At 44.7% G+C, this 20,354-nt stretch carries 24 protein-coding genes; 15 read left to right on the forward strand and 9 right to left on the reverse strand.

Translation table 11 applies throughout. The features are described 5' to 3' along the window. The first annotated feature begins 19 nt into the window (after positions 1–19). The 5 genes from nagA to AJGP001_RS03180 are packed head-to-tail and all read left to right on the forward strand — an operon-like array spanning position 20 to position 3,702. The gene (gene nagA / locus AJGP001_RS03160; RefSeq protein ID WP_071153990.1) at positions 20–1,189 is read left to right on the forward strand and encodes an N-acetylglucosamine-6-phosphate deacetylase; all 1,170 of its coding nucleotides are present in this window, start codon (positions 20–22) and stop codon (positions 1,187–1,189) included. Continuing rightward, positions 1,186–1,926 (forward strand): glucosamine-6-phosphate deaminase, encoded by a 741-nt coding sequence (gene nagB, locus AJGP001_RS03165; RefSeq protein WP_071153989.1) that lies wholly within the window; start codon positions 1,186–1,188, stop codon positions 1,924–1,926. Before nagA ends, nagB begins: the two co-directional genes overlap by 4 nt. Positions 1,927–1,931: 5 nt before the next feature. Then, positions 1,932–2,654, forward strand: coding sequence for a GntR family transcriptional regulator (locus AJGP001_RS03170; protein ID WP_071153988.1), 723 nt, complete (start codon positions 1,932–1,934; stop codon positions 2,652–2,654). An 18-nt stretch (positions 2,655–2,672) separates the two neighbouring features. After that, a complete protein-coding gene (locus tag AJGP001_RS03175; protein ID WP_006828617.1) occupies positions 2,673–2,942 on the forward strand; it encodes a phosphocarrier protein HPr in 270 nt (89 codons plus the stop codon). 25 nt (positions 2,943–2,967) lie between these two features. After that, the gene (locus AJGP001_RS03180) at positions 2,968–3,702 is read left to right on the forward strand and encodes an SIS domain-containing protein (RefSeq protein ID WP_071153987.1); all 735 of its coding nucleotides are present in this window, start codon (positions 2,968–2,970) and stop codon (positions 3,700–3,702) included. 542 nt (positions 3,703–4,244) lie between these two features. Here the strand turns inward: AJGP001_RS03180 and AJGP001_RS03185 are convergent. Beyond that, positions 4,245–4,850 (reverse strand): YdhK family protein, encoded by a 606-nt coding sequence (locus AJGP001_RS03185; protein ID WP_071153986.1) that lies wholly within the window; start codon positions 4,848–4,850, stop codon positions 4,245–4,247. A 133-nt stretch (positions 4,851–4,983) separates the two neighbouring features. Here AJGP001_RS03185 and AJGP001_RS03190 point away from each other — a divergent pair, with 133 nt between their 5' ends. The 3 genes from AJGP001_RS03190 to AJGP001_RS03200 are packed head-to-tail and all read left to right on the forward strand — an operon-like array spanning position 4,984 to position 7,994. Further along, on the forward strand, positions 4,984–5,910 hold the full coding sequence (locus AJGP001_RS03190; protein WP_071153985.1) for a F510_1955 family glycosylhydrolase: 927 nt from the start codon (positions 4,984–4,986) through the stop codon (positions 5,908–5,910). A gap of 34 nt (positions 5,911–5,944) precedes the next feature. Next, complete coding sequence (locus AJGP001_RS03195; RefSeq protein WP_071153984.1) at positions 5,945–7,333, forward strand: sensor histidine kinase; 1,389 nt, start codon at positions 5,945–5,947, stop codon at positions 7,331–7,333. Next, on the forward strand, positions 7,326–7,994 hold the full coding sequence (locus AJGP001_RS03200; RefSeq protein ID WP_177167588.1) for a response regulator transcription factor: 669 nt from the start codon (positions 7,326–7,328) through the stop codon (positions 7,992–7,994). Before AJGP001_RS03195 ends, AJGP001_RS03200 begins: the two co-directional genes overlap by 8 nt. Before the next feature lie 34 nt (positions 7,995–8,028). Here the strand turns inward: AJGP001_RS03200 and AJGP001_RS03205 are convergent, their stop codons facing one another. From AJGP001_RS03205 to AJGP001_RS03220, 4 genes are all read right to left on the reverse strand, one after another. After that, entirely contained in the window at positions 8,029–9,507 is a 1,479-nt protein-coding gene (locus AJGP001_RS03205; RefSeq protein ID WP_071153983.1) for a phytoene desaturase family protein, read from the reverse strand. Positions 9,508–9,614: 107 nt separating this feature from the next. Next, entirely contained in the window at positions 9,615–9,941 is a 327-nt protein-coding gene (locus AJGP001_RS03210) for a four-helix bundle copper-binding protein (protein ID WP_071153982.1), read from the reverse strand. Positions 9,942–10,040: 99 nt separating this feature from the next. Further along, positions 10,041–10,295, reverse strand: a complete 255-nt coding sequence (locus AJGP001_RS03215) for an SHOCT domain-containing protein (RefSeq protein ID WP_071154006.1) — start codon at positions 10,293–10,295, stop codon at positions 10,041–10,043. A 31-nt stretch (positions 10,296–10,326) separates the two neighbouring features. Continuing rightward, positions 10,327–10,566 carry a hypothetical protein gene (locus tag AJGP001_RS03220; RefSeq protein ID WP_071153981.1) on the reverse strand — a complete coding sequence of 80 codons (240 nt, stop codon included), beginning with the start codon at positions 10,564–10,566 and terminating at the stop codon, positions 10,327–10,329. Positions 10,567–10,739: 173 nt separating this feature from the next. Between AJGP001_RS03220 and AJGP001_RS03225 the strand changes: the two genes are divergently transcribed. Beyond that, a complete protein-coding gene (locus AJGP001_RS03225) occupies positions 10,740–11,294 on the forward strand; it encodes a GNAT family N-acetyltransferase (RefSeq protein ID WP_071153980.1) in 555 nt (184 codons plus the stop codon). 94 nt (positions 11,295–11,388) lie between these two features. Here AJGP001_RS03225 and AJGP001_RS03230 read toward each other — a convergent pair. Then, positions 11,389–12,752, reverse strand: a protein-coding gene (locus AJGP001_RS03230) for an IS1182 family transposase (RefSeq protein ID WP_425439663.1) whose coding sequence is annotated in 2 segments (ribosomal slippage) — positions 11,389–12,180 and positions 12,183–12,752 — 1,362 coding nt in all. Because the reading frame shifts where the segments join, the coding sequence is not laid out codon by codon here. 185 nt (positions 12,753–12,937) lie between these two features. Here AJGP001_RS03230 and AJGP001_RS03235 point away from each other — a divergent pair. The 4 genes from AJGP001_RS03235 (at position 12,938) to AJGP001_RS03250 (ending at position 16,038) form a co-directional block, all read left to right on the forward strand. Beyond that, the gene (locus tag AJGP001_RS03235; protein ID WP_078080146.1) at positions 12,938–13,663 is read left to right on the forward strand and encodes an ABC transporter ATP-binding protein; all 726 of its coding nucleotides are present in this window, start codon (positions 12,938–12,940) and stop codon (positions 13,661–13,663) included. Further along, the gene (locus tag AJGP001_RS03240) at positions 13,660–14,682 is read left to right on the forward strand and encodes an ABC transporter permease (protein ID WP_071153979.1); all 1,023 of its coding nucleotides are present in this window, start codon (positions 13,660–13,662) and stop codon (positions 14,680–14,682) included. Before AJGP001_RS03235 ends, AJGP001_RS03240 begins: the two co-directional genes overlap by 4 nt. Positions 14,683–14,982: 300 nt before the next feature. Further along, positions 14,983–15,267, forward strand: coding sequence for a DUF5316 domain-containing protein (locus AJGP001_RS03245; protein WP_058386305.1), 285 nt, complete (start codon positions 14,983–14,985; stop codon positions 15,265–15,267). Between the two features lie 18 nt (positions 15,268–15,285). Further along, positions 15,286–16,038, forward strand: a complete 753-nt coding sequence (locus AJGP001_RS03250) for a class I SAM-dependent methyltransferase (protein WP_058386304.1) — start codon at positions 15,286–15,288, stop codon at positions 16,036–16,038. Positions 16,039–16,104: 66 nt separating this feature from the next. On the opposite strand, the gene AJGP001_RS03255 is transcribed toward AJGP001_RS03250, so the two are convergent. Then, positions 16,105–16,461 carry a DUF1801 domain-containing protein gene (locus AJGP001_RS03255; RefSeq protein WP_071153978.1) on the reverse strand — a complete coding sequence of 119 codons (357 nt, stop codon included), beginning with the start codon at positions 16,459–16,461 and terminating at the stop codon, positions 16,105–16,107. Positions 16,462–16,474: 13 nt separating this feature from the next. Then, positions 16,475–16,993: a helix-turn-helix domain-containing protein gene (locus AJGP001_RS03260; protein WP_071153977.1), complete on the reverse strand. Its 519-nt coding sequence runs from the start codon at positions 16,991–16,993 to the stop codon at positions 16,475–16,477. 158 nt (positions 16,994–17,151) lie between these two features. Between AJGP001_RS03260 and AJGP001_RS03265 the strand changes: the two genes are divergently transcribed. Together AJGP001_RS03265 and AJGP001_RS03270 are read left to right on the forward strand one after the other, a co-directional pair. After that, complete coding sequence (locus AJGP001_RS03265; RefSeq protein WP_071153976.1) at positions 17,152–18,465, forward strand: MFS transporter; 1,314 nt, start codon at positions 17,152–17,154, stop codon at positions 18,463–18,465. A gap of 24 nt (positions 18,466–18,489) precedes the next feature. Next, on the forward strand, positions 18,490–19,473 hold the full coding sequence (locus AJGP001_RS03270) for an ornithine cyclodeaminase family protein (RefSeq protein WP_071153975.1): 984 nt from the start codon (positions 18,490–18,492) through the stop codon (positions 19,471–19,473). Between the two features lie 274 nt (positions 19,474–19,747). Here AJGP001_RS03270 and AJGP001_RS03275 read toward each other — a convergent pair whose 3' ends face one another. Further along, positions 19,748–20,308, reverse strand: coding sequence for a sugar O-acetyltransferase (locus AJGP001_RS03275; protein WP_071153974.1), 561 nt, complete (start codon positions 20,306–20,308; stop codon positions 19,748–19,750). Positions 20,309–20,354: the final 46 nt, after the last annotated feature.

A 20,354-nucleotide genomic window follows, 5' to 3' on the forward strand; every position in this document is an offset into this window, starting at 1 on the left:
TTCGCAAGGAGTGGTCTACATGAAGAACCGTATATTAATTTCAGGCATTACCATTGCAGATGCTATTAACCAAAGCTTCGTTGGGGATATCCTCATTGAAGACGGAAAAATAAGTCGAGTTGCTGAAAAAATCGATGCTCAAGCAGATAGCTATGTAGACGCAATCGGCAAAAATTGGACAGCGTTTCCTGGATTTATTGACATTCATATTCACGGAGCTGCAGGGCACGATACGATGGATGCGACACCGGAAGCGTTAGCAGGACTAGCCGGGGCATTGCCAAAAGAAGGCACAACGAGTTTTCTGGCAACGACGATGACTCAAACAGACAGCGCAATTTCAGCGGCTTTGCAAAACATCGAGAAGTTTCAAGCACAGGATGGACAAGCCGAAATGCTGGGTGTCCATTTAGAAGGACCGTTCATTTCCGATAAACGAGCCGGAGCACAGCCAATTGAACATATTATCGAGCCGTCTTTAACACAATTCCAAAACTGGCAAAAACTTAGCGGCAACCAAATTCGTTTGCTGACAATTGCTCCAGAAACAACAAATGGATTGGCGGTGATTAAAAGTTTGACGGATGAGGGCATCATTGCATCGATTGGCCATTCAGATGCTACATTTGAGGAAGTGCAAGCAGCGGTTCGTTCAGGTGCCAGTCACGTGACGCATCTGTACAACCAAATGAGTCCATTTCATCACCGCAATCCAGGGGTAGTCGGTGCGGCGTTAGTAGAAGAAAGCTTAACCGTAGAAGTAATTGCTGATTTCATTCACAGTCATGCCTCTTCTGTTGAACTAGCTTTCCGCCAAAAAGGAGCAGAACGACTGATCCTTATCACCGATGCCATGCGCGCCAAAGGTCTACCACCGGGTGTTTATGACTTGGGTGGACAAGATGTACAAGTTACTAACAAAGATGCACGGCTTGCCGATGGGACGTTGGCCGGCAGCATTCTGACGATGGAAAAAGCTGTTCAAAATGTCCAGTCACTCACAGGCTGTAGCTTAAACGAGCTGGTGGCAATGACTTCAGCCAACGCAGCAAAAGATCTCAAGCTTTCGAATAAAGGCAAAATACAAGTTGATCTGGACGCCGATATAGCGATACTAGACAACAGCTTCACAGTCCAAATGACCATTTGCAAAGGAACTATCGCTTACCAGAAGGAGTGTCAAAAATGAAACTGATCTGCGTCGAAAACTACGAAGAGATGAGCAGCAAGGCGGCACAATTAGTCGAACAACAAATCCAAAGAAATGACCATTCGGTGCTGGGGCTTGCAACAGGCTCGACTCCACTTGGTCTTTATGAAAAATTGATTCAAGGGGTCAACGAACGGAACATTTCTTACAAGCATATCCGGACCGTCAATTTGGACGAGTACCGTGGATTGTCAGGAGATCACCCGAATAGTTACCGCTATTTTATGAATGAAAAATTATTTCAACATATCGATATTATGTTTGAAAATACCTATGTTCCAAATGGCAAAGCGGTTCCAGTAGAAGCGGAATGCCAACGTTATGAGGAGTTAATCGACAAAATCGGACCACCCGATTTACAAATTCTCGGCATGGGAATGAATGGTCATATCGGCTTTAACGAACCCGGTACACCTGAAACGAGTGTGACTCATTGTGTTCAACTTGAGGCATCAACACGCAATAGCAATGCACGATTTTTCAGTGATCGTGACGAAGTACCAACTCATGCCATTACGATGGGCATCCAATCTATTTTAAAAAGTGAACAAATTGTCGTTCTGGCTTCTGGCAAAAACAAAGCACAGGCAGTAAAACGATTTTTAGAAGGCCGCATTAGCACCGATTTTCCGGCTTCATTTTTATGGGAACACAATCACGTCACACTGATTGTAGACAAAGATGCTTATAGCTTAGTGACGGCAAAAGAGGAGTGATCGCTGTGCTGGACAAACAATCGCCGATTCCGATTTACAGTCAGATAGAAGAACAGTTGAAGCAACAAATTCAGCAAGGCGACTTTCCTATCGGCACAGCAATTCCCTCTGAACGAGAACTGACCGAGCGTTTCGGCGTCAGCCGGATGACGGTACGTCAATCTATCACAAATTTAGTCAATGACGGTTTGTTGTACCGAGAAAAAGGACGTGGCACATTTGTGGCTTCTCCGAAAGTGGAGCAGCCATTAAATGGTTTGACGAGCTTTACGGAAGATATGAAGGCGCGTGGCATGGTACCGAGCAATAAAATAATTAGGTTTGAAATATTGGTCCCGGATATTGATATAGCGGCTGACTTGCGATTGGCTGCTGCCGATCAAGTATATTTTATTGAACGTATTCGCTTTGCCGATGACAAAACGATGGCAATCGAACGAACGTATTTGCCAGTCGACCGATTTCCTGGACTGCAGCCAGATTTGCTGCAAGGGTCACTGTATGCGATGATTGAAAATAACCAGCACCTGAAAATTAGTCATGCTACCCAACGAATGGAAGCGGGACTGGTGAAAAAAGAAGATGCTGAGCTGTTGCAAATCAAATCACCTGCAGCTATTTTAATGATTGAACGCATCAGTTATTTAGCTGGTGATGTTCCATTTGAAGTGGTTCGTAGTACATATCGTGCAGATCGTTATAAATTTACAACAGACATTCAAAGATAATCAAAAGGAGAAATGAACATGATTGAAAAAACGTACACCATTACTAGCGACGAGGGACTTCACGCTCGTCCAGCATCCAAATTAGTCGGCGCAGTATCGCCATTTTCTGCAGACGTAAAAATGCTTTATAAAGAAAGAGAAGTCAATTTGAAATCAATTATGGGTGTGATGTCACTAGGTGTTTCAAAAGGCAACACGGTCAAAATTACAGCTGACGGCAGCGATGAAGAATCACTAATGGCTAAAGTTGACGAATTGATTGTGGCTGAAGGACTAGGAGAAGCATAAGTAAGTGTGCTGGAGGTAAATTACTATGTTGACTCGTTATTTCAAGCAAGTACAAGAACGTCTCGAGACTGTGGAAAAAAATGAAAAACCAACAATGCTAGCGGCTGCCAAAAAAGTAGCGACCGCGATTCAAGCTGGGGGCATCATTCATTTGTTCGGTTGCGGTCATTCGCATGTTTTAACGGAAGAAGTGTTCTATCGTGCAGGAGGACTCGTGCCAATCAAACCGATTTTCATCGAGCCGCTCATGCTTCACGAAGGGGCGGTTCAATCTTCCCTACTGGAACGTCAACATGATTACGCAGCAAGCTTCTTGCAAGATCAGGACTTTCGTCCAGGTGACATCGTCTTTGTTATTTCGACTTCAGGGCGTAACCCTGTGCCAATAGACGTAGCATTAGCTGCTCGAGAAAAAGGCGCGTTTGTTGTCGGCCTCACTTCACTCGAATATTCCAGAAGCCAGTCTTCACGGCACGAAACAGGCAAACACCTGTTTAATACGGTGGATCTGGTGATTGATAATCATTCGGTTTTGGGTGATGCGGTCTTAGCGTACGAAGGCGTTGAAATTCCATTTGGCCCTACGTCCACTGTCGTCGGAGCAACTATCCTGAATGCCATTTTCGCCGAAGCTATTAAAGAAATGGCGGACGCAGGCTTTGCCCCACCAATCTTCTTAAGTGGCAATATCGACGGAGCAGACGAGCATAATAGCAAATTGATCGAGACGTATAGTGAGCGTATTTCGCTGCTGTCCTGACGGTCTGAGCGCACGGCAGGATTTTCCTGCCGTGCTTTTTTGTGTAATGGTGCTTTTTTTGAACGAGCGTAAGTATTGTGGAACGTGCATATTTCGCGCTGAGCGAGCGTAAGTATTGTGGAACGTGCATATTTCGCGCTGAGCGAGCATAAGTGTTGTGGAACGTGCATATTTCGCACTGAGCGTGCATAAGTGTTGTGGAACGTGCATATTTCGCGCTAAGCGTGCGTAAGCGGTGTGGAACCGTGCATATTTCGCGTTGAGCGTGCGTAAGCGGTGTGGAACCGTGCATATTTCGCGTTGAGCGAGCGTAAGTGTTGTGGAACCGTGCATATTTCGCGCTGAGCGAGCGTAAGTTATGTGGAACGTGCATATTTCGCACTGAGCGAGCGTAAACGGTGTGGAACGTACATATTTCGCGTTGAGCGTGCATAAGCGGTGTGGAACCGTGCATATTTTGCGTTGAGCGAGCGTAACCAAACGTCAGCGCACAACCAAGCACATTAAAAAATCCCCTATGCAAAAAGCAGGGGATTTTTGATTTATTTAGCGGATAATTCGCTTTGGGTTACCCATTTATGATTGGTCACTTTCTCGCCACTGTCGGTAGTCGTAAAGTCGACCATGTAAACGGTGGTTTCTTCGGCAGAGTCGATTGTCGCTTCGGCACCATCCATGCCTGCCATGTGATCCGCGGCAATAACAGCTTTGTCACCCGCTGCTAGTGGCGTGTCGCCCACATCTTTTAACTCTTCGTGAATGACCCATTTGTGATTTTCAATAGGCTCACCACCAGTAGTAGGTGTAAAACTCAACGCATAAACCGTCGTGTCGTAAGCGCCGACGATGGTCGCCTCAGCACCATCCATGCCCGCCATGTGGTCAGCACTTATGCTAGCTTGGCTGCCAACTTCGAATGTGGGATTGGCAGATTCCATCAGTCCTTCGGGCACTTCGCCAGAACTCGAATGACTCATGTCTCCATGACCCATATCTTCTTCTGTATCTTTATCCATTTCTTCATTCATCTCGTTTTGATTATCAGGGTCGGCTGGATTCATTTCAGTTTCTTCTGTATCACCACAAGCTGCTAACGTAATGGCCGTTAAAGTTGACATGGTTACTAACAAAAACTTGTTTTTCATCATCTAAATCCCTCTTTCATTATATGAATTATTTTACTTTACCCAGAAATTATGCAAATACTGTGCAGAATCTGCACCGAAACTCAAAACTTTTCCTCTATAATAAAAAAAATCAAGCGATGAAAGGTTGAGTGTAATGAATAAGAATGGGGTATGGCTTTTTTTACTGACAAGTTTGTTGCTTGCGGGTTGTGGAGAAACGGAGACGTCTACTGCCAAAGTCGACAAAAATACAGAGGAATTTGAAGTAGCATTCAACGGCCAGATGGATCATGTTCATGGGATGAATTATATTGAAAATGAAGACGGCTTGTATTTTGCATCACACGAAGGCTTGAAAATTTACCGTGATGGGGAGTGGTTTGAGACGAGTGATAATACGCATGATTACATGGGATTTAATGCGGTGGATGATGGCTTTTATACATCAGGACACCCAGGATCCGGTTCAATGATGCAAAATCCGATGGGCATCCAGCGCAGCGATGACGGCGGTCGCTCGTTAAATCATATGGGTTTTGAAGGTGAAACCGATTTTCATGGCATGGCAGTTGGTTACCAAAGTCATCACATGTTTGTGATGAATCCACAGCAAAATTCAATGATGGGACCTGGGTATTTCCGCAGCGAAGATAAAGGGAAAGATTGGAGCCAAGTCGATGGATCTGGGTTACAAGGGGACATTTCTTCTTTTGCCATGCACCCAAGCGATTCTCAATTGATTGCTGCAGCGACGACGGCAGGAATTTTCTTATCGGAAGATGGCGGGGACACCTTCACATTGTTGACAGAAGAGGGCCTCACCGGAACTGCTGTGTTTTTCAGTGAAGACACTTTGTATTTTGCAACTTTCAGTACACAAGCAGAGCTCATCCAGTATACTTGGGGAAATGGTGAGCAGCAGATGCTCGAGTTGCCTGACCTGCCAGAAGACGGAGTTTTGTACATCGCGCAAAATCCGTCTGACGCAACAGAACGGGTCATTTATACAGCAGCTGGCCACGCCTTTGTTTTTGAAAATGATAAGTGGCAGCAAATTCTGAAAGCTGGACAAGTGGAGTAATGAAGAGAGATGCTTCATAACGATGGAGGTTGCTATGTTCAATAAATTATCGTTGAAAATTGGGTTATTGTTTTTTGTTTTTATTTTAATTATTGAAGCATTTTTGTTTTCAACGCTGTATTTTACGTTAGTTGATGAACGCGTTGAAGAAGTGATGGAAAATCTATTAGCGCGTGGTGACACACATAGTGAAGTATTAGAAGACAGTTTTGAAGAAATGACGCTAGAACACGTAGGCATGATGGAAGCAGCAACTGACTTTATTGCGGTCATTACCGACGGAGAGGGCGAGATTTTAATCAATTCGGATGCCTTAGAACCAGAGATGTTGACAGTATTAAAACATACTGATTTTGCGGAAATGCCAATTTACGGTAAAATAGTTGAAAAAAATTGGCAAAAAAAGCGCTATATCGCAACAGACAGTCCAATTACGATTCACGACGAGCATGTGGGCCATGTCTTTATGTTCGCACCTACTAAAGATATCAAGCGCATTGTCGATCATTTGAAAAACCAATTTTTATTAGTCGGGATTATTACAGTTTTCTTAACGATCGTTACAATTTTGCTGTTGTCGCGGATCATTACACTGCCGCTAATCCGCATGAAAGAAGCGACTGAGCAATTGAGTCAAGGAGACAATCAAGTGGATTTGACGAGTGATCGAAACGATGAGCTTGGCGAATTAGCAAATGCCATCACCAAATTATCGACCGATCTTGATCGATTGAAAAATGCCCGCAATGAATTCCTATCGAGTATTTCACATGAACTGCGAACGCCACTGACTTATATTAAAGGGTATGCTGATATTCTGGACCGGTCAGACACGACAGAACGTGAACGTGAGGAATACATGGGCATCATCCGTGAAGAAGCGGCTCATTTGACCGTGTTGGTCGGAAATTTGTTTGAACTGGCGAAGCTCGACCGCAATCAATTCACGATTCAAAAACAAGACGTTTCCATTGTGGAATTATTGACCTCGATCGCAGTGTTGGTCAAGCCTGCATTTGATGACCAAGAAATCGAACTGTCAGTCAACTGCGAGGAAGATGTTCCGGCATCAATTGACCCGGAACGCATTCAACAAGTACTGTTGAACATTTTAGACAATGCTCGCAAACATTCTTTCGCCGGAGGACGCGTAACAATAGAATGCAGGCAAGAAGCAGGGGATATCACCATTTGCATTACCGATGAAGGTCAGGGAATACCTGAAGAAGAATTACCGTTTGTTTTTGATCGGTTATACCGTGTGGAAAAATCGAGATCGCGTGAACGTGGCGGATCGGGACTTGGACTAGCAATTGCCAAAGAAATTGTGGAATCGCACGGTGGACAAATTTGGATGGACAGTCAATTTGGAGAAGGTACAGCTGTCACTGTCCAATTGAAAAGGGGTGTGGACCATTCATAAAGTATTGTTAATAGACGATGAAAAACGGATGCTTGATTTAGTGGCGCTTTACTTGAAGCCACATGATTATATTTGCTCAAAAGCGGATAGCGGCAAGCAGGCGCTGGATTTACTGGAAAGCGAGGTGTTCGATTTGGTACTGTTAGACATCATGATGCCTGATATGGATGGCTTTGAAGTCTGTCGAAATATTCGTGAATTTTCTAATGTACCAATCATTATGCTGACAGCGCGCGAACAACAAGAAGATATTGTGAAAGGACTGCGCCTTGGTGCGGACGATTACATGACCAAACCTTTCGGTGAAGAAGAATTGCTAGCACGTATGGAAGCTTTACTACGCCGAACGATTCCTGCAAAACGAATCGAGTTAAAAGGATTGGTATGGGAAGAAGATCGTTTCGAGTTGAGCTATAATCACCAACTGATCCGTCTGACGCCGAAAGAGTTTTCAATGCTGGGACTGTTAATGAAAAATCCAAACAAAGTATTCGAACGTGACCGTCTTTTGGAATTGGTTTGGGGCTTCGACTCAGAAACAGAAGGACGGACGGTCGATTCACATGTTCGCAATGTCCGTGAAAAAGTGCGCCAAGCTGGCTTTCCTGTGGACGAACACTTCCAGACGGTGTGGGGAATCGGTTATAAATGGATCAATTAGAAAATGCCTGCAGAGTTTTCTGCAGGCATTTTTTTTATAGCAAGCGTTTGCCAGAAACCGAGCGTGCAGCGTGAATGCCGCTAGCTGCTGCGCCGATTGTTCCGCCACCTGGAAAAATGTGATCGCCGCAGACATACAGGTTCGGCAATCCAGAACGATGCGAAATCGAATGAAACAAAGCTGCATCCAAAGTTTGAGGAAATCCCCCGACTAACCCATTGGTCCGACCTGCAAACCGTTCCCAGGCTTTTGGTGCGCCACTTTCCATATGAACAATAGAAGCACGAAATTCTGGAATAAGCTTCTCAATGGCTTGGAGCATACGCTCTGTCAAAACCGTTCGACTCGACTCGTATTTTTCTTGTGTGTTCCAGTCCTCAATGCGCGAATGTGTAGAAATCGTCACGGTCTGAAAGCCTTCGGGCGCACGTAATTCGTCACCGGGAACAGAAGAAGACATGAAAAAATGACCACCTGCGTCAAGCCCATCCCCCGTAGAAATTTGACGGAACGGTGGTAAGGCCTCTTGAAGTTTTGTCGAATCGATTGCTAAATACAGCGTCATCGTCGTCCACGTTTCACCCGCAATGCCATCGCGTAGCGGAAATTTCAATTTGGCTACCAACTCGGGTGCCAAAATTTGGGGCAATTGCTGAATCGGCACATTGAGGATAACGTCGGTTGCTTCGTAGACATTGCCACGATGATCAGTCGCAATCCATTGTTCGCCTTGTTGTTCCAACTTTTCAAGGGTACGGCGTTTTTTGAGTACACCGCCGTTGTCTTTCAGGCTGTCGCCCATTATTTCAGCAAAACGATACAAGCCACCAGGAACGTAGTATGCACCTTCGTGATAAATATCGAGTGCCACCGCAGCCAATAAATACGCCACATTTTCACTACCGGTTTGCATGCTATCAATCAACAACCCATCAAGCATTTGGCGAAATTCTTTTAAGTCAGCAAGTCCATGTTTTTTTAGCCGCTGATCCAAGGTTTGATTGAAAAAAGGCAATAGCTTCAGGTGTTTTGGACGCATAGATGTTGTCAAAAACGCCCATTCTTTAACTGTTGTGGGAGGCAATACTGGGAGCGGGTCCATCAAGGTACGAACGATGGTCGCAGTATGAAAAATTTCTTTGTAGAATGCGTGGATTTGGTCGTTATGTTGAGGAAAGTGTGCTGTGACTTCATCGACGTGGCGCACGCGATCTTTATGAAAAACAAAAGTCGCTTCGGGATGGACCATTTCCATCACGCGTTCCAGCGGCTCAATCGTCAGCGGTTTGCCGAGGTAGCGAAAAACACGGTCGTGGATACCACCGGATTCAAGCCCCATGCCGAGCGTTGCACCGACAGGGAATAAATAGTGATTGCGTTTGAATTTGCTAGCGCAGCCGCCAAGTTCAGAAGAAGCTTCCAACAGCGTTACCGGCCAACCTGCTTTTGCGAGTAACGAACCAGCCGTTAATCCGCCAATACCAGCTCCTACTACTAATACCGTTCGTGCCATTCAGATCCACTCCTTTTTCTTCATTATGGCGAAAGATAATCATTCCTGCCAACACAAAAGCCCGGTGGCTAGAAATCATACTAGCCACCGGGCTTTAAATGAAGAAATTAGGCTACATTTTTACAGGCTTCTGCGCATTTTGCACAGACTTCTGCACATTTCTGGCAGTGATCATGTTCGTGTTTTGAACATTCTGCTGCGCATGCTTCACAAATTACTGCGCATGCTTGTGCAAGTTCTGCCACAAATGGCGAATTGCGGGTAATCGCATGCTCTAGATATGCACACATATCCGCACATTCTCGGTCTAGACGAATACATCCCGCCATCATTTTCACGTCATCTTCTTGTAAGCACGCATCAAAACAATGGTTGCACGCCGCTGCGCAATCGTGCAAGGTCTGGATCAGTTCTGCATGTTGTTCATGTGCCATCAATAAAACCTCCAGTTTCAGTTTGTTGTTTCTCTTACTCACTTTCCCTTTTAATTGTCAATTAAACAGAAAGAGAGAAACTCCACAAAAACTGCACATTCAGTTCTTGGTTGGATTTTGCAAGTTCCGCAATTGCTCATCGTATTGCTCTTTCGTTATGTCACCGTTAACATAGCTCTGTCGCAACAAGTCAGTTGCTTTAGTTGTTTCATTTGGTTCGGTACTAGCTGCTTTTGTGCGTGCTTTGATTAGCGCAAACCAAAGCGCTGTTCCAATTGCAGTTAACAAAACCACAAATCCAACAGCAATGCTAATACCAAGTACTGGATTACCAGCTGTAAAAAATTCTCCCATTGTCTTCAACATCCCTTCCATAGTGAACTTTCTAGCGTCCAGTCGAGCGGTTTTTCAACTGCTTGATGCGGTGCTGAAATTCTTCTTCATTCATGTCTCCATTTTCATACTGTTGTTCCAAAAGTTTTACTTGTTTACTGTGCAGAGGCAGAATTTTACGGCTCGTGTAAACAATTAGCCCAATAAACGCCATCACCAAAAACACTAAGAATAGCAGCATCCACAGGTATAGCGGAATTACGAGATTTACGGAATTCACATCAGCTTCCATGCTTTTCACGCTCCTCCTCGAAATCAATCTACGCATTTAGTATAATGTTCATTTTACACGTTTCGGCCAACAAGTATTAGCGCATTTGAAAAATCATTAAAGTAAAATATTTTGGATGGAAAATTCTGATAATTATGTTACGATATGACGATAGAGAAAAAGGAGGGATGTCCATGTTTGTCCACAAAATCGATGAAGAACTATCACTGAAGCTTCAAGAACTACGGGATGCAGAACGGATTTTTGCATTGACTGATGCATCAAGAGATTATTTAAGAGAATGGCTACCTTGGCTCGATTTTACAACCGAGTTGCAAGACACGAAAGACTTCATTAAATCCGGCAGCCGTAATTTTGTTGAAGGAAAAAGTCTGGGGGCCGTCATTATTTACAAAGGGGAAATCGTCGGCATTGGCGGCTTCAACAACATCAATCATGTCAATAAAACCGCTTATATTGGCTACTGGCTCGGACAAGAATATCAAGGCAACGGCATCATGACGCGTGTCGCTAAAGCATTAACTGACTATGCACTGACCGAACTCAAGCTCAACAAAGTCGAAATTCGCGTAGCTGCTGAAAACCATAAGAGCCGCAGCATTCCGGAACGACTGGGTTATACACAAGAAGGTACCATTCGCCAAGCCGAATGGTTATACGATCATTATGTCGACCACGTCGTATATGGCATGCTTTCAGACGCGCATAACGGAACTTCAACAAAGTAGCAGAAATGCTACTTTGTTCAGATTGTTGAGAAACTAAGGTTTTATCGATTATCTTCTCAGTGGATTGGTCAAGAAACAAAAGAACGTGAAGTTTTTAGACCCTTCTGCTTAGCAGAAGGGTCATTTTTTTGATGTTTTGCACTGCGGCTGTCAGATAAGCCTGTTCTTGGACAGACTTGCGCCCTCGTCGCCTTGCGTAACGGAAACTATGGAGTTCTTTCGCATCGGCGAAACTCCGTTCGATGGTCTGGCTTCGTAACTTGTATAGCTTTTTTCCGCTGGGGGTGCGCTTGTTGGCGCGCACCTTTTCTTTTTCGTCTTCCCAGATGTGCCGGAAAATCGAGCGCTGCTTGCTTTTCGCGGAAAAACAATCCGAGCGCAGTGGACAATGTTCACAATCCTCCGGCCGGCTTTTGTACTGCCGATATCCCTCTCGATCTGTGGTGGCGTAGGACAACTTACAGCCCATGGGGCAAGCATACGCATCCAGTGAAGGGACATACGTAAATAACCGTTTCGGCACTTTCGGGTTACCGCCTTTGAAACGGCGGTAGCCCATGACCACAAACGTTCCGGCTTCGTTTAACGTTTTACAGATGTGGCCGGTAAAATAGCCGGCATCCAAGGCGACGGCTTCCACCGGAAAAGCAAACTTCTTCTTTTGTACAGCGAGCCGGTCCAAATAAGGAACGGCGTCGTGCATATTGCCGGCCGTGATATAGGTATCCGTGATGAAATTGTATTTGGCATCCACCGTTCGGTGGTCGAGATAGAAAAAACCTTGAGGTTTCTGGTTTCGCATGAGGAACCCACTATCTGGATCGGTCACGCTTTCGCGGGTCATCGCCGGTTTGGTTTTGGCAACGGGCCGAATCACCTTCGGCTTCAGCGCTTTTTTCCATGGGCCTCCCGGTCAGCTACGACCGCTTCTTCCAATTCCCCCAGGTAGCTCACCACTTTTTCGGCCTTTGCTTTTCGGATAAACTTGTTCTTATTGGCATTGGCTTTGATATGCGTGGAATCGGACAGAAGCACGCGGCCACTCACCATGCCGTGGGCTTTTGCCTGACGAACCGTTTCGTCGAAGATTTCTTCAAAGACCGAGGTGTCTTCAAATCGGCCCTTCCGATTGAAACTGATGGTGGAGTGATCTGGAATCCGGTCGACGAGAGAATAGCCCAAAAACCATCGGTAAGCAATGTTATCCCGAATCTCTTTTTCCAGTTGGCGTTCTGAACGAACGCCATAAAAATAGCCGATGAAAATCATTTTGAATAAGGTAATGGGCGGAATGGCGGGACGGCCGTTATCCGGACAATAATAAGGGGAAGCAATCCGTTCAATAAAAGAAAAATCAATGAGGGCATCAACGGTACGAAGAAAATGGTCGTGTGGCACGAGTTCATCAATTGAGACGGTGACCTGTTCATGACGGTGATTTTTGACGGGACCAATCATGGGACTTCGCTCCTTCTTTTTTCTTTCAGTTTACATCAAAAAAGTATCGAAATAAACAAAAAAAGACTGTCGAGAGGGTTTCTCGACAGCCTGAACAAAGTAGCAGAAATGCTACTTTGTTTTTTATGAAATGAGCGTACAATACAAAGTAACATGAAGCTTTTAATCGATTGGAGGAAATGTCCATGGACACGAGTATCTCCATCAGCAAGCTCAGCAAAATGTACAAAAAGACGACGGTATTAAAAAACGTAGATTTAACAGTTGCACGTGGTGAAATTTTTGGTTTGATTGGACCATCCGGGTCAGGTAAAACGACTTTGGTCAAGCTGATTGTTGGGATCGAATCGGCTAGCAGTGGAACAGTAGAAGTACTCGGAAAACAGATACCCAATTTGACCTTGCTCGAGAACATTGGATATATGGCACAATCGGATGCCTTATATCCAGAGTTGACAGGCAAAGAAAATTTGGTTTTTTTCGCTTCGATGTACGCCATGAAAAAAGCAGTATTGAAAGAACGAATTGCTTATGCAGCAGATTTAGTTCAACTGACTGACGAATTGAGTAAGAAGGTGTCGGCTTATTCAGGTGGCATGAAGCGGCGATTGTCTTTGGCAATTGCCTTGGTTCACGATCCGCAAATTTTGATTTTAGATGAGCCAACCGTCGGCATCGATCCGGAACTTCGCTTATCGATTTGGCGCGAATTGATGTTATTGAAAAGCGAGCAAGGCAAGACCATCATCGTGACGACGCATGTCATGGACGAAGCAGAAAAATGCGACCGTATTGCGATGGTTCGTGAAGGCGGAATTCTGGTCAGTGGAACACCGGGCGAATTGAAAGAGGCTTATGGTGCGGCAAATTTAGAAGAGGTCTTTTTGCGAGCAGGGAGGGCTGCACGATGAGAACTTTGGCATTGATCAAACGGATTATGTTGCAGCTGCTACGTGATAAAAGAACAATGGCGTTGTTATTTTTTGCGCCTCTACTTGTTCTGACCTTGATGTATTTTTTCTTTAACGGAGACTCTCAAAATCCGAAACTTGCTGTTGTCGGAGGAAATGAATCTTTGATTGCAGCAATGGAAGAGGTGTCGATTGAGGCGATTTCTTACGACACTGCTGACAATCAAACCATTATTACCGATGAATTAGCTGGACTGCTAAAAATAACAGAAGGCCATTTTCAGGTAGTTCTAGAAAATAATGATCCAACTACGTCTCGGACACTGCTAATGCGGATTACGCAAGTGGCATCGATGCAAGCTGGAAACAGTGCTCCTACTCGTATTGCCACAGAATATATTTATGGAAACGCGGAAACGGCGTTTTTTGATGTACTGGGTCCAATACTTGTTGGCTTTTTCGTTTTCTTTTTCGTCTTTTTGATTTCTGGGATCGGTTTGTTGAAAGAACGAGTATCGGGAACTTTGGAACGGTTACTGGCGACACCGATTCGCCGCTGGGAAATTGTTCTGGCGTACTTAACAGGCTTTGGTGTTTTTGCTGTAATCCAGACGATCATTGTGGTGTTTTACTCTATACAAGTATTGGATATGGTCATGGTCGGTCAGGTGTGGCACGTGATTGTTGTTAACTTGCTACTCGCTTTAGTGGCACTGACGCTCGGCATTTTGCTGTCGACTTTCGCGTCGTCGGAATTTCAAATGGTTCAGTTTATTCCGATTGTCGTCATTCCACAAATCTTCTTTGCGGGTATTATTCCACTGGAAGGAATGGCTGATTGGCTGCAAAATCTCAGTCACATCATGCCTTTGTATTACGCGGCTGATGCGTTAAAAGCCATTATGTACAGAGGTGAAGGATTGGCTGATGTGTCTAGTACCCTGCTAGCGCTCGCTGTCTTTGCGGTAGTTTTCATCTTCCTGAACATTTTTGCTTTAAAGCGTTACCGAAAATTATAAAATCAACAAGAGCTGTCTGTTTTCGTGGACAGAACTTTTGTGTAGAAACAGCTGGCTCATGTAACAAGCACAAAAGTTCATGTAGAAATCGTGATGCGTGTAGAAAGTAGAAAAATACGTCTAGCAGGTTCAAAAGTACGTGTAAAGAATCAGAACGCGCATGTCGCAACTCATGCGCCAGCAAACTCACAGACTGAAAACAAATTTTCCGCGCTCCGACTACCTCTATCGTGTGACATTTGATAAAATCAATGTGTAGGTGAGTGTAAGTCAAACACAGCATCTGAAGGAGAGAACATAATGAAATACTTTTTAATTGGAACAGTCATTGCCTTGGTTGGCGTGCTGGTTGCTTATGCAACGATGGATTGGTCACTAGTTTCGATTATTAGCGGCATCGCTGCCGGCATTGCGTTGATTTGGGGCGTCTTGGCGCTAGGAGCTGGCAAAAATAAATCAACAAGAACAACAAGTTCTGAAAAACGTCGAGAAAAACAACAGCGCGTAACGAAAATGAAAAATGCAGTTATGATTGCTGTGCCGAATATGGTTGCAGTTATCGTGAACTTAATCATGATTTCATAATGCAGATGGGGTGAAGCGGTGTTAGGGTATTACAGCAGTTTGTCAGCGGAAGTTTACGATCTCGATAAGCCAATCGGCAGTTCGTTTGGAGACATTGAGTATTACTTAGAGCGGCTCGCTTCATGTAAAGGCCGCATACTAGAACCGGCAGTTGGTACAGGCCGCATGCTTGTGCCGTTATTGGAAAATGGATTTCAGGTTGATGGTTTTGACGTGTCTGAAGAAATGCTGCAAGTGTGTCGTGCCAATTGCAAAGAACGTGGATTATCGCCGGAGTTGTTCAATGCAAAAATGGAGTCGTTTTCAATTGATGCAAAATATGCGGCAATTGTTATACCGACAGGGACGTTCTTATTGCTCTATGAACGTGAAAAATCGCTGCAAGCTTTGCAGAATTTTTACAGCCATTTAGAAACAGGGGGCAGGTTGATTGTCGATCTACATGTGCCATCGGGCATTGAACTCGAGAAAACTTCCACACGTAAGTGGCAAGCTACTAATGGCGACACGTTGACAGTAGAAAGTAAGAAGGTCGAAGTAGACTGGATTCAACAACATTTCGTCTCGCAAGGACGCTATGAACGCTGGCATGAGGGACGGTTGGTTGAAACGGAGCTCGAACGCTATCCTATGCGTTGGTACGGGGTTGAAGAATTCACAGCGATTCTCGAAGCGATTGGTTTTACTGACGTTACAATTACAACAGACTATCAGTTTGGCAACTACCCAAAAAATGCAGACGCTATCATCACTTTTGAAGCGACGAAATAAGAAAACCGAGGCAGAAGTTCTGTCTCGGTTTTTTAATGGATAAGCCCAATGATTTTTGCGCTTTTGTCATCTCCTATTTAACTCTACTGCATCCCAAATCAGCAGCTTCAACTCATCAGCTCGAATGTCATCGGTTCGGTTTAGTCGTACATGGCGCATTTTATTGCCGTCACCTTGCAATAAATTGGATTCGTCACGAAGCTCGGCACCGCGGTAAAATCCGAAATTAACATGGCCTTTGGCAGTTTGCATATAGCAGACGAGGCCTTCTTTCGCGTAACTGGGATTAGACCATTTAAAGCCTTCGTCCATTTCTGGGTAGGCTTCGAACACCAATGTGCGAAGCTCTGAGACGATTTTTTGTTCTGGATTTTCCAGTCTGTCGATAAATTCATCTACTTGCGGATCTTTGATTGGATGCATAGACGGATTCTCCTTAATTCGTTTTGGATGATACTAGTAAAAATCGCACATCTCGATCTGTTAAGTTGAACCAGTAATGCTTTTTACGCGCATCAAACAAGATCGATTGATGCTCAGTTAACTCGGTGCGTGCGTCGTCCACTTCGACGGTCAGCACGCCTTCCACGACAAACAAAAACTCATAGCCGCTATGGGCAAATGGATTGCCTTCTGATTCAGCTGGCTTCATCGTCACGAGCATCGGTACTAAATTCGTTGCTTGAACACCGTGTGACAAATCTTGGTAATGAAATCCTTCAAGACGCGTCGCCCAACCAGTTTTTTCGGTTTCATTTGCGAAAAAAAGACTGGGATCGACATTTAAAGCGTCTGCTATTTTCCGCAAAGATTCCAGTGTCACACTCGATTTTCCACGCTCGACTTGCGACAAGAAACTAATGGAGACATCGGTTTGCTCCGCTAGCTCTTTCAACGTCATGTTTCGCTCTTTGCGAAGATTTTTTAAGGTAACCCCAATTGTTCCATGTGACATGTAGAAACCTCACTTTACTAAATGTTCTGTTCTCATCATAACGTACATCGAATGAAAATAAAATTTATATAGGGCATTGACAGAATATTGCTAACTGACTAAACTGTTGGAAAGGGTAGTTAAAGTGTCACTTCAATTTATTTCGAGGGGGAAATAAGATGGATAAAAAGCAAACACGCAAAGTATTAACCGCAAGTCTTGTCGGCAGTTCGATTGAATGGTTTGATTATTTTTTATACGGCACGATGGCAGCATTGGTTTTCAATCAAATCTTTTTCGTCAATGAAGACCCAACTGTTGGACTTATGCTCGCATATGCATCGTTCGCATTATCATTTTTTATTCGTCCATTTGGCGGCATCATCTTTAGTCATATTGGTGACCGCATTGGCCGCAAAAAAACATTGGTCATCACATTAAGTATGATGGGCTTTGCGACATTCGCCATGGGCTTATTGCCAACCTATCAAGCAATTGGCGTGGCAGCACCGATTTTGTTAATCACATTACGATTGATTCAAGGACTTGGCATCGGCGGCGAATGGGGCGGAGCATTATTACTGGCAACCGAATATGCACCACCTGAAAAGCGCGGATTTTTTGGCAGTATCCCGCAAATGGGCGTAACCATCGGAATGATGATGGGAACGTTGGCTTTGTATATTATGACGTTATTGCCAGAAGCGGCGTTTATGAGTTGGGGCTGGCGCGTACCGTTCATTTTAAGTGCATTTCTTGTAGTGTTTGGCTTGTGGATTCGTAAAGGAATCGACGAAACGCCAGAATTTAAAGCAGTTCAAGCATCGGGAGAAATTCCGAAATTGCCGATTGTTGAGACGTTGAAATACCACTGGCGCGAAGTATTGATCGCCATTGGAGCAAAAGTTGTGGAAACAGCACCCTTTTACATTTTCGGAACGTTCGTCGTATCTTACGCAACCACAAATCTTGAGTTTTCAAGAACTGCTACACTCGCAGCAGTTATGATTGCAACGGTTATCACAACGATTTTAATCCCGATTATGGGAGCGTTATCTGACCGTGTTGGACGTAAGAAAATGTATGTGACGGGGGCAGTAGCGATGGGCTTGTTCGCTTTTCCCTACTTCTGGATGTTGCAGCAAGGCTCTGTTATTTTATTGATTATCGCAACAATCATCGGGCTCGGTGTTATTTGGGCGCCAATCACAGCGGTTCTTGGCACTATGTTCTCTGAGATTTTCGATGCGAAAGTACGTTATACAGGCGTTACATTAGGTTACCAAATTGGTGCAGCATTAGCAGGAGGAACAGCGCCTTTAGTCGCAACTTTCTTGCTCGCAACATTTGATAACTCATACGTACCGGTTGCACTTTACATCATGTTAACAGCAGTCATTTCATTGTTGTCCATTTGGGCAGTAAAAGATTTAAGCGGTACACAAAATCAAGCAAAAGCAGCAGCGTTAGTAGCAAAGGAAAGTCGCGCTTAGGCGCATATTTTTAGGAGGGACTTCATGCTTATCATCAACGAACAGCAGATTCAGCAACAATACGGAATGTGTGAGGCGATCCGTGACGTAACGGCCATGCTTCAAGCAAAAGAACGAGGCCAGATCAATAACCCACATCGCACCGTTCTTGGATTTCCAGAACGACAAGCGTCCGCGTTGTATATGCCAAGTGCGGACATGGTCAATAAAGTTTCAAGTGTGAAAGTGGTGACGATATTCCCGGAAAACCCAGCGCAAGGAAAGCCGACGACACAAGGTGTTATTTTGTTGTCAGACGGCGATAATGGCGAGCATGTGGCGATGATGACGGCTTCGTATTTAACGCGGTTGCGCACAGGTGCACTCAGTGGCATTGCGACGGATCTGCTGGCGCGACAAGAAAGCCACGTACTGACCGTAATCGGTACAGGCGGCATGGCGTTCGAGCAAGTACTTGGCGTAGTAGCAGTGAGACCCATTGAAAAAATTATTTTAGTAAACCGCACACCAGAAAAAGCACAGCGTTTTGGTGAACGGCTTGCGGCATTCGGTATTGATATTCCGTATACGGTCGAAACGAATGTGTCATCAGCAGTTCAGCAAGCTGATATCATTTGCTGCGCAACGCGTTCAACCGATCCGGTGTTTGACGGCGCTGATTTAAAACCAGGTACGCACATTAACGGCGTCGGTTCGTATTTGCCAAGCATGCGCGAAGTCGATGAAACGACGATTTTGCGCGCTGATAAAATTGTCGCTGACGACTTGCCAGGCGTTAAAGACGAAGCTGGCGAACTAATTCACACCGTTGAAACAGGCGCGTGGTCATTCGACCAACTTCATGCGGAACTAGGGCAAGTGGTTGTCGGAGAAGCGGCAGGACGGGAAGCAGAATCAGAAATCACGTTCTTCAAGTGTGTCGGTGCCGCGTATTTTGATCTAGCTGTTGCCAAAGGTGTTTACAGCAAAATCAAAGAAAACGGAACAGGTATGGAAGTCGAATTGTAAATAAAAAGAGTCCCACAAGTGGCAAGTTGTCGCTTGTGGGGTTTTTTATTGGGTGTGAAGCAATGTGTCGCGTTACCTAAAGTTTTGGAGTTTTGTCAGAGACTATCGAGGTTTATACAAGGACTAGTAGAGTCTATATCGGGAGATTCAAGATAGCCAGCTTCACATGAACTCCCAGCGTCTTGAGAAAATCCTAGAAAAGAATTCTCTCTTCTTAATGTTAATTGTCTAGTGATCGAAAGTGAAAAAGCAACACGCTGAAGCGCATTGCTCTTTATTCCTCAATCTGCTTGATGACTCTAGCAGGGTTACCACCAACGACTGAATTGGCAGGCACATCATGAGTGACGACGGCGCCGGACGCGATGATGGCATTGTCGCCGATTGTGATGCCCGGATTGATGATGGCGCGACCACCGATCCAGACATTATGGCCAATGGTAACCGGTTTGCCGAATTCTTCACCAGAAGTTCGAGAAGCTGCTTCAAGTGGGTGAGTCGCTGTGTAAATATGAACACCCGGTGCAATCATACAGTTATTGCCAATCCGAATTTCGCAAACATCCAGAAACACACAGTCGAAATTAGCATAGAAATTAGTACCAACGTGCATATTGAATCCATAATCACAGCGAATGTTCGGTTCAATATGGATGTTGTCACCCGTTGAACCAAATAGCTTTTTCAATAAGGCGGTCCGGTCTTGACCGTCCATTTCTGTCGTTTCGTTAAACAATCGACTAAGTCTACGAGCATTCATGCGGTTCTGGCGCAGTTCAGCATCTTGCGGATCGTACATTTCGCCAGCTAACATTTTGTCTTTTTCGCTCTTCATTTGTTAACCTCCTCTAAAGAATCTTGGTAAATCGATTGTATCATAG

Origin of the sequence: Planococcus faecalis (assembly GCF_002009235.1) — a bacterium.
Lineage (GTDB): Bacteria > Bacillota > Bacilli > Bacillales_A > Planococcaceae > Planococcus > Planococcus kocurii.

Bases quoted from the DNA above. Each gene is read 5' to 3' on its own strand.
- AJGP001_RS03265 (WP_071153976.1), top strand. From the start codon at position 17,152: ATGGATAAAAAGCAAACACGCAAAGTATTAACCGCAAGTCTTGTCGGC.
- AJGP001_RS03260 (WP_071153977.1), bottom strand. From the start codon at position 16,993: ATGTCACATGGAACAATTGGGGTTACCTTAAAAAATCTTCGCAAAGAG.
- AJGP001_RS03195 (WP_071153984.1), top strand. From the start codon at position 5,945: ATGTTCAATAAATTATCGTTGAAAATTGGGTTATTGTTTTTTGTTTTT.
- AJGP001_RS03275 (WP_071153974.1), bottom strand. From the start codon at position 20,308: ATGAAGAGCGAAAAAGACAAAATGTTAGCTGGCGAAATGTACGATCCG.
- nagA (WP_071153990.1), top strand. From the start codon at position 20: ATGAAGAACCGTATATTAATTTCAGGCATTACCATTGCAGATGCTATT.
- AJGP001_RS03270 (WP_071153975.1), top strand. From the start codon at position 18,490: ATGCTTATCATCAACGAACAGCAGATTCAGCAACAATACGGAATGTGT.
- AJGP001_RS03175 (WP_006828617.1), top strand. From the start codon at position 2,673: ATGATTGAAAAAACGTACACCATTACTAGCGACGAGGGACTTCACGCT.
- AJGP001_RS03180 (WP_071153987.1), top strand. From the start codon at position 2,968: ATGTTGACTCGTTATTTCAAGCAAGTACAAGAACGTCTCGAGACTGTG.
- AJGP001_RS03215 (WP_071154006.1), bottom strand. From the start codon at position 10,295: ATGGGAGAATTTTTTACAGCTGGTAATCCAGTACTTGGTATTAGCATT.
- nagB (WP_071153989.1), top strand. From the start codon at position 1,186: ATGAAACTGATCTGCGTCGAAAACTACGAAGAGATGAGCAGCAAGGCG.
- AJGP001_RS03240 (WP_071153979.1), top strand. From the start codon at position 13,660: ATGAGAACTTTGGCATTGATCAAACGGATTATGTTGCAGCTGCTACGT.
- AJGP001_RS03205 (WP_071153983.1), bottom strand. From the start codon at position 9,507: ATGGCACGAACGGTATTAGTAGTAGGAGCTGGTATTGGCGGATTAACG.
- AJGP001_RS03225 (WP_071153980.1), top strand. From the start codon at position 10,740: ATGTTTGTCCACAAAATCGATGAAGAACTATCACTGAAGCTTCAAGAA.
- AJGP001_RS03220 (WP_071153981.1), bottom strand. From the start codon at position 10,566: ATGGAAGCTGATGTGAATTCCGTAAATCTCGTAATTCCGCTATACCTG.
- AJGP001_RS03235 (WP_078080146.1), top strand. From the start codon at position 12,938: ATGGACACGAGTATCTCCATCAGCAAGCTCAGCAAAATGTACAAAAAG.
- AJGP001_RS03255 (WP_071153978.1), bottom strand. From the start codon at position 16,461: ATGCATCCAATCAAAGATCCGCAAGTAGATGAATTTATCGACAGACTG.
- AJGP001_RS03185 (WP_071153986.1), bottom strand. From the start codon at position 4,850: ATGATGAAAAACAAGTTTTTGTTAGTAACCATGTCAACTTTAACGGCC.
- AJGP001_RS03245 (WP_058386305.1), top strand. From the start codon at position 14,983: ATGAAATACTTTTTAATTGGAACAGTCATTGCCTTGGTTGGCGTGCTG.
- AJGP001_RS03190 (WP_071153985.1), top strand. From the start codon at position 4,984: ATGAATAAGAATGGGGTATGGCTTTTTTTACTGACAAGTTTGTTGCTT.
- AJGP001_RS03210 (WP_071153982.1), bottom strand. From the start codon at position 9,941: ATGGCACATGAACAACATGCAGAACTGATCCAGACCTTGCACGATTGC.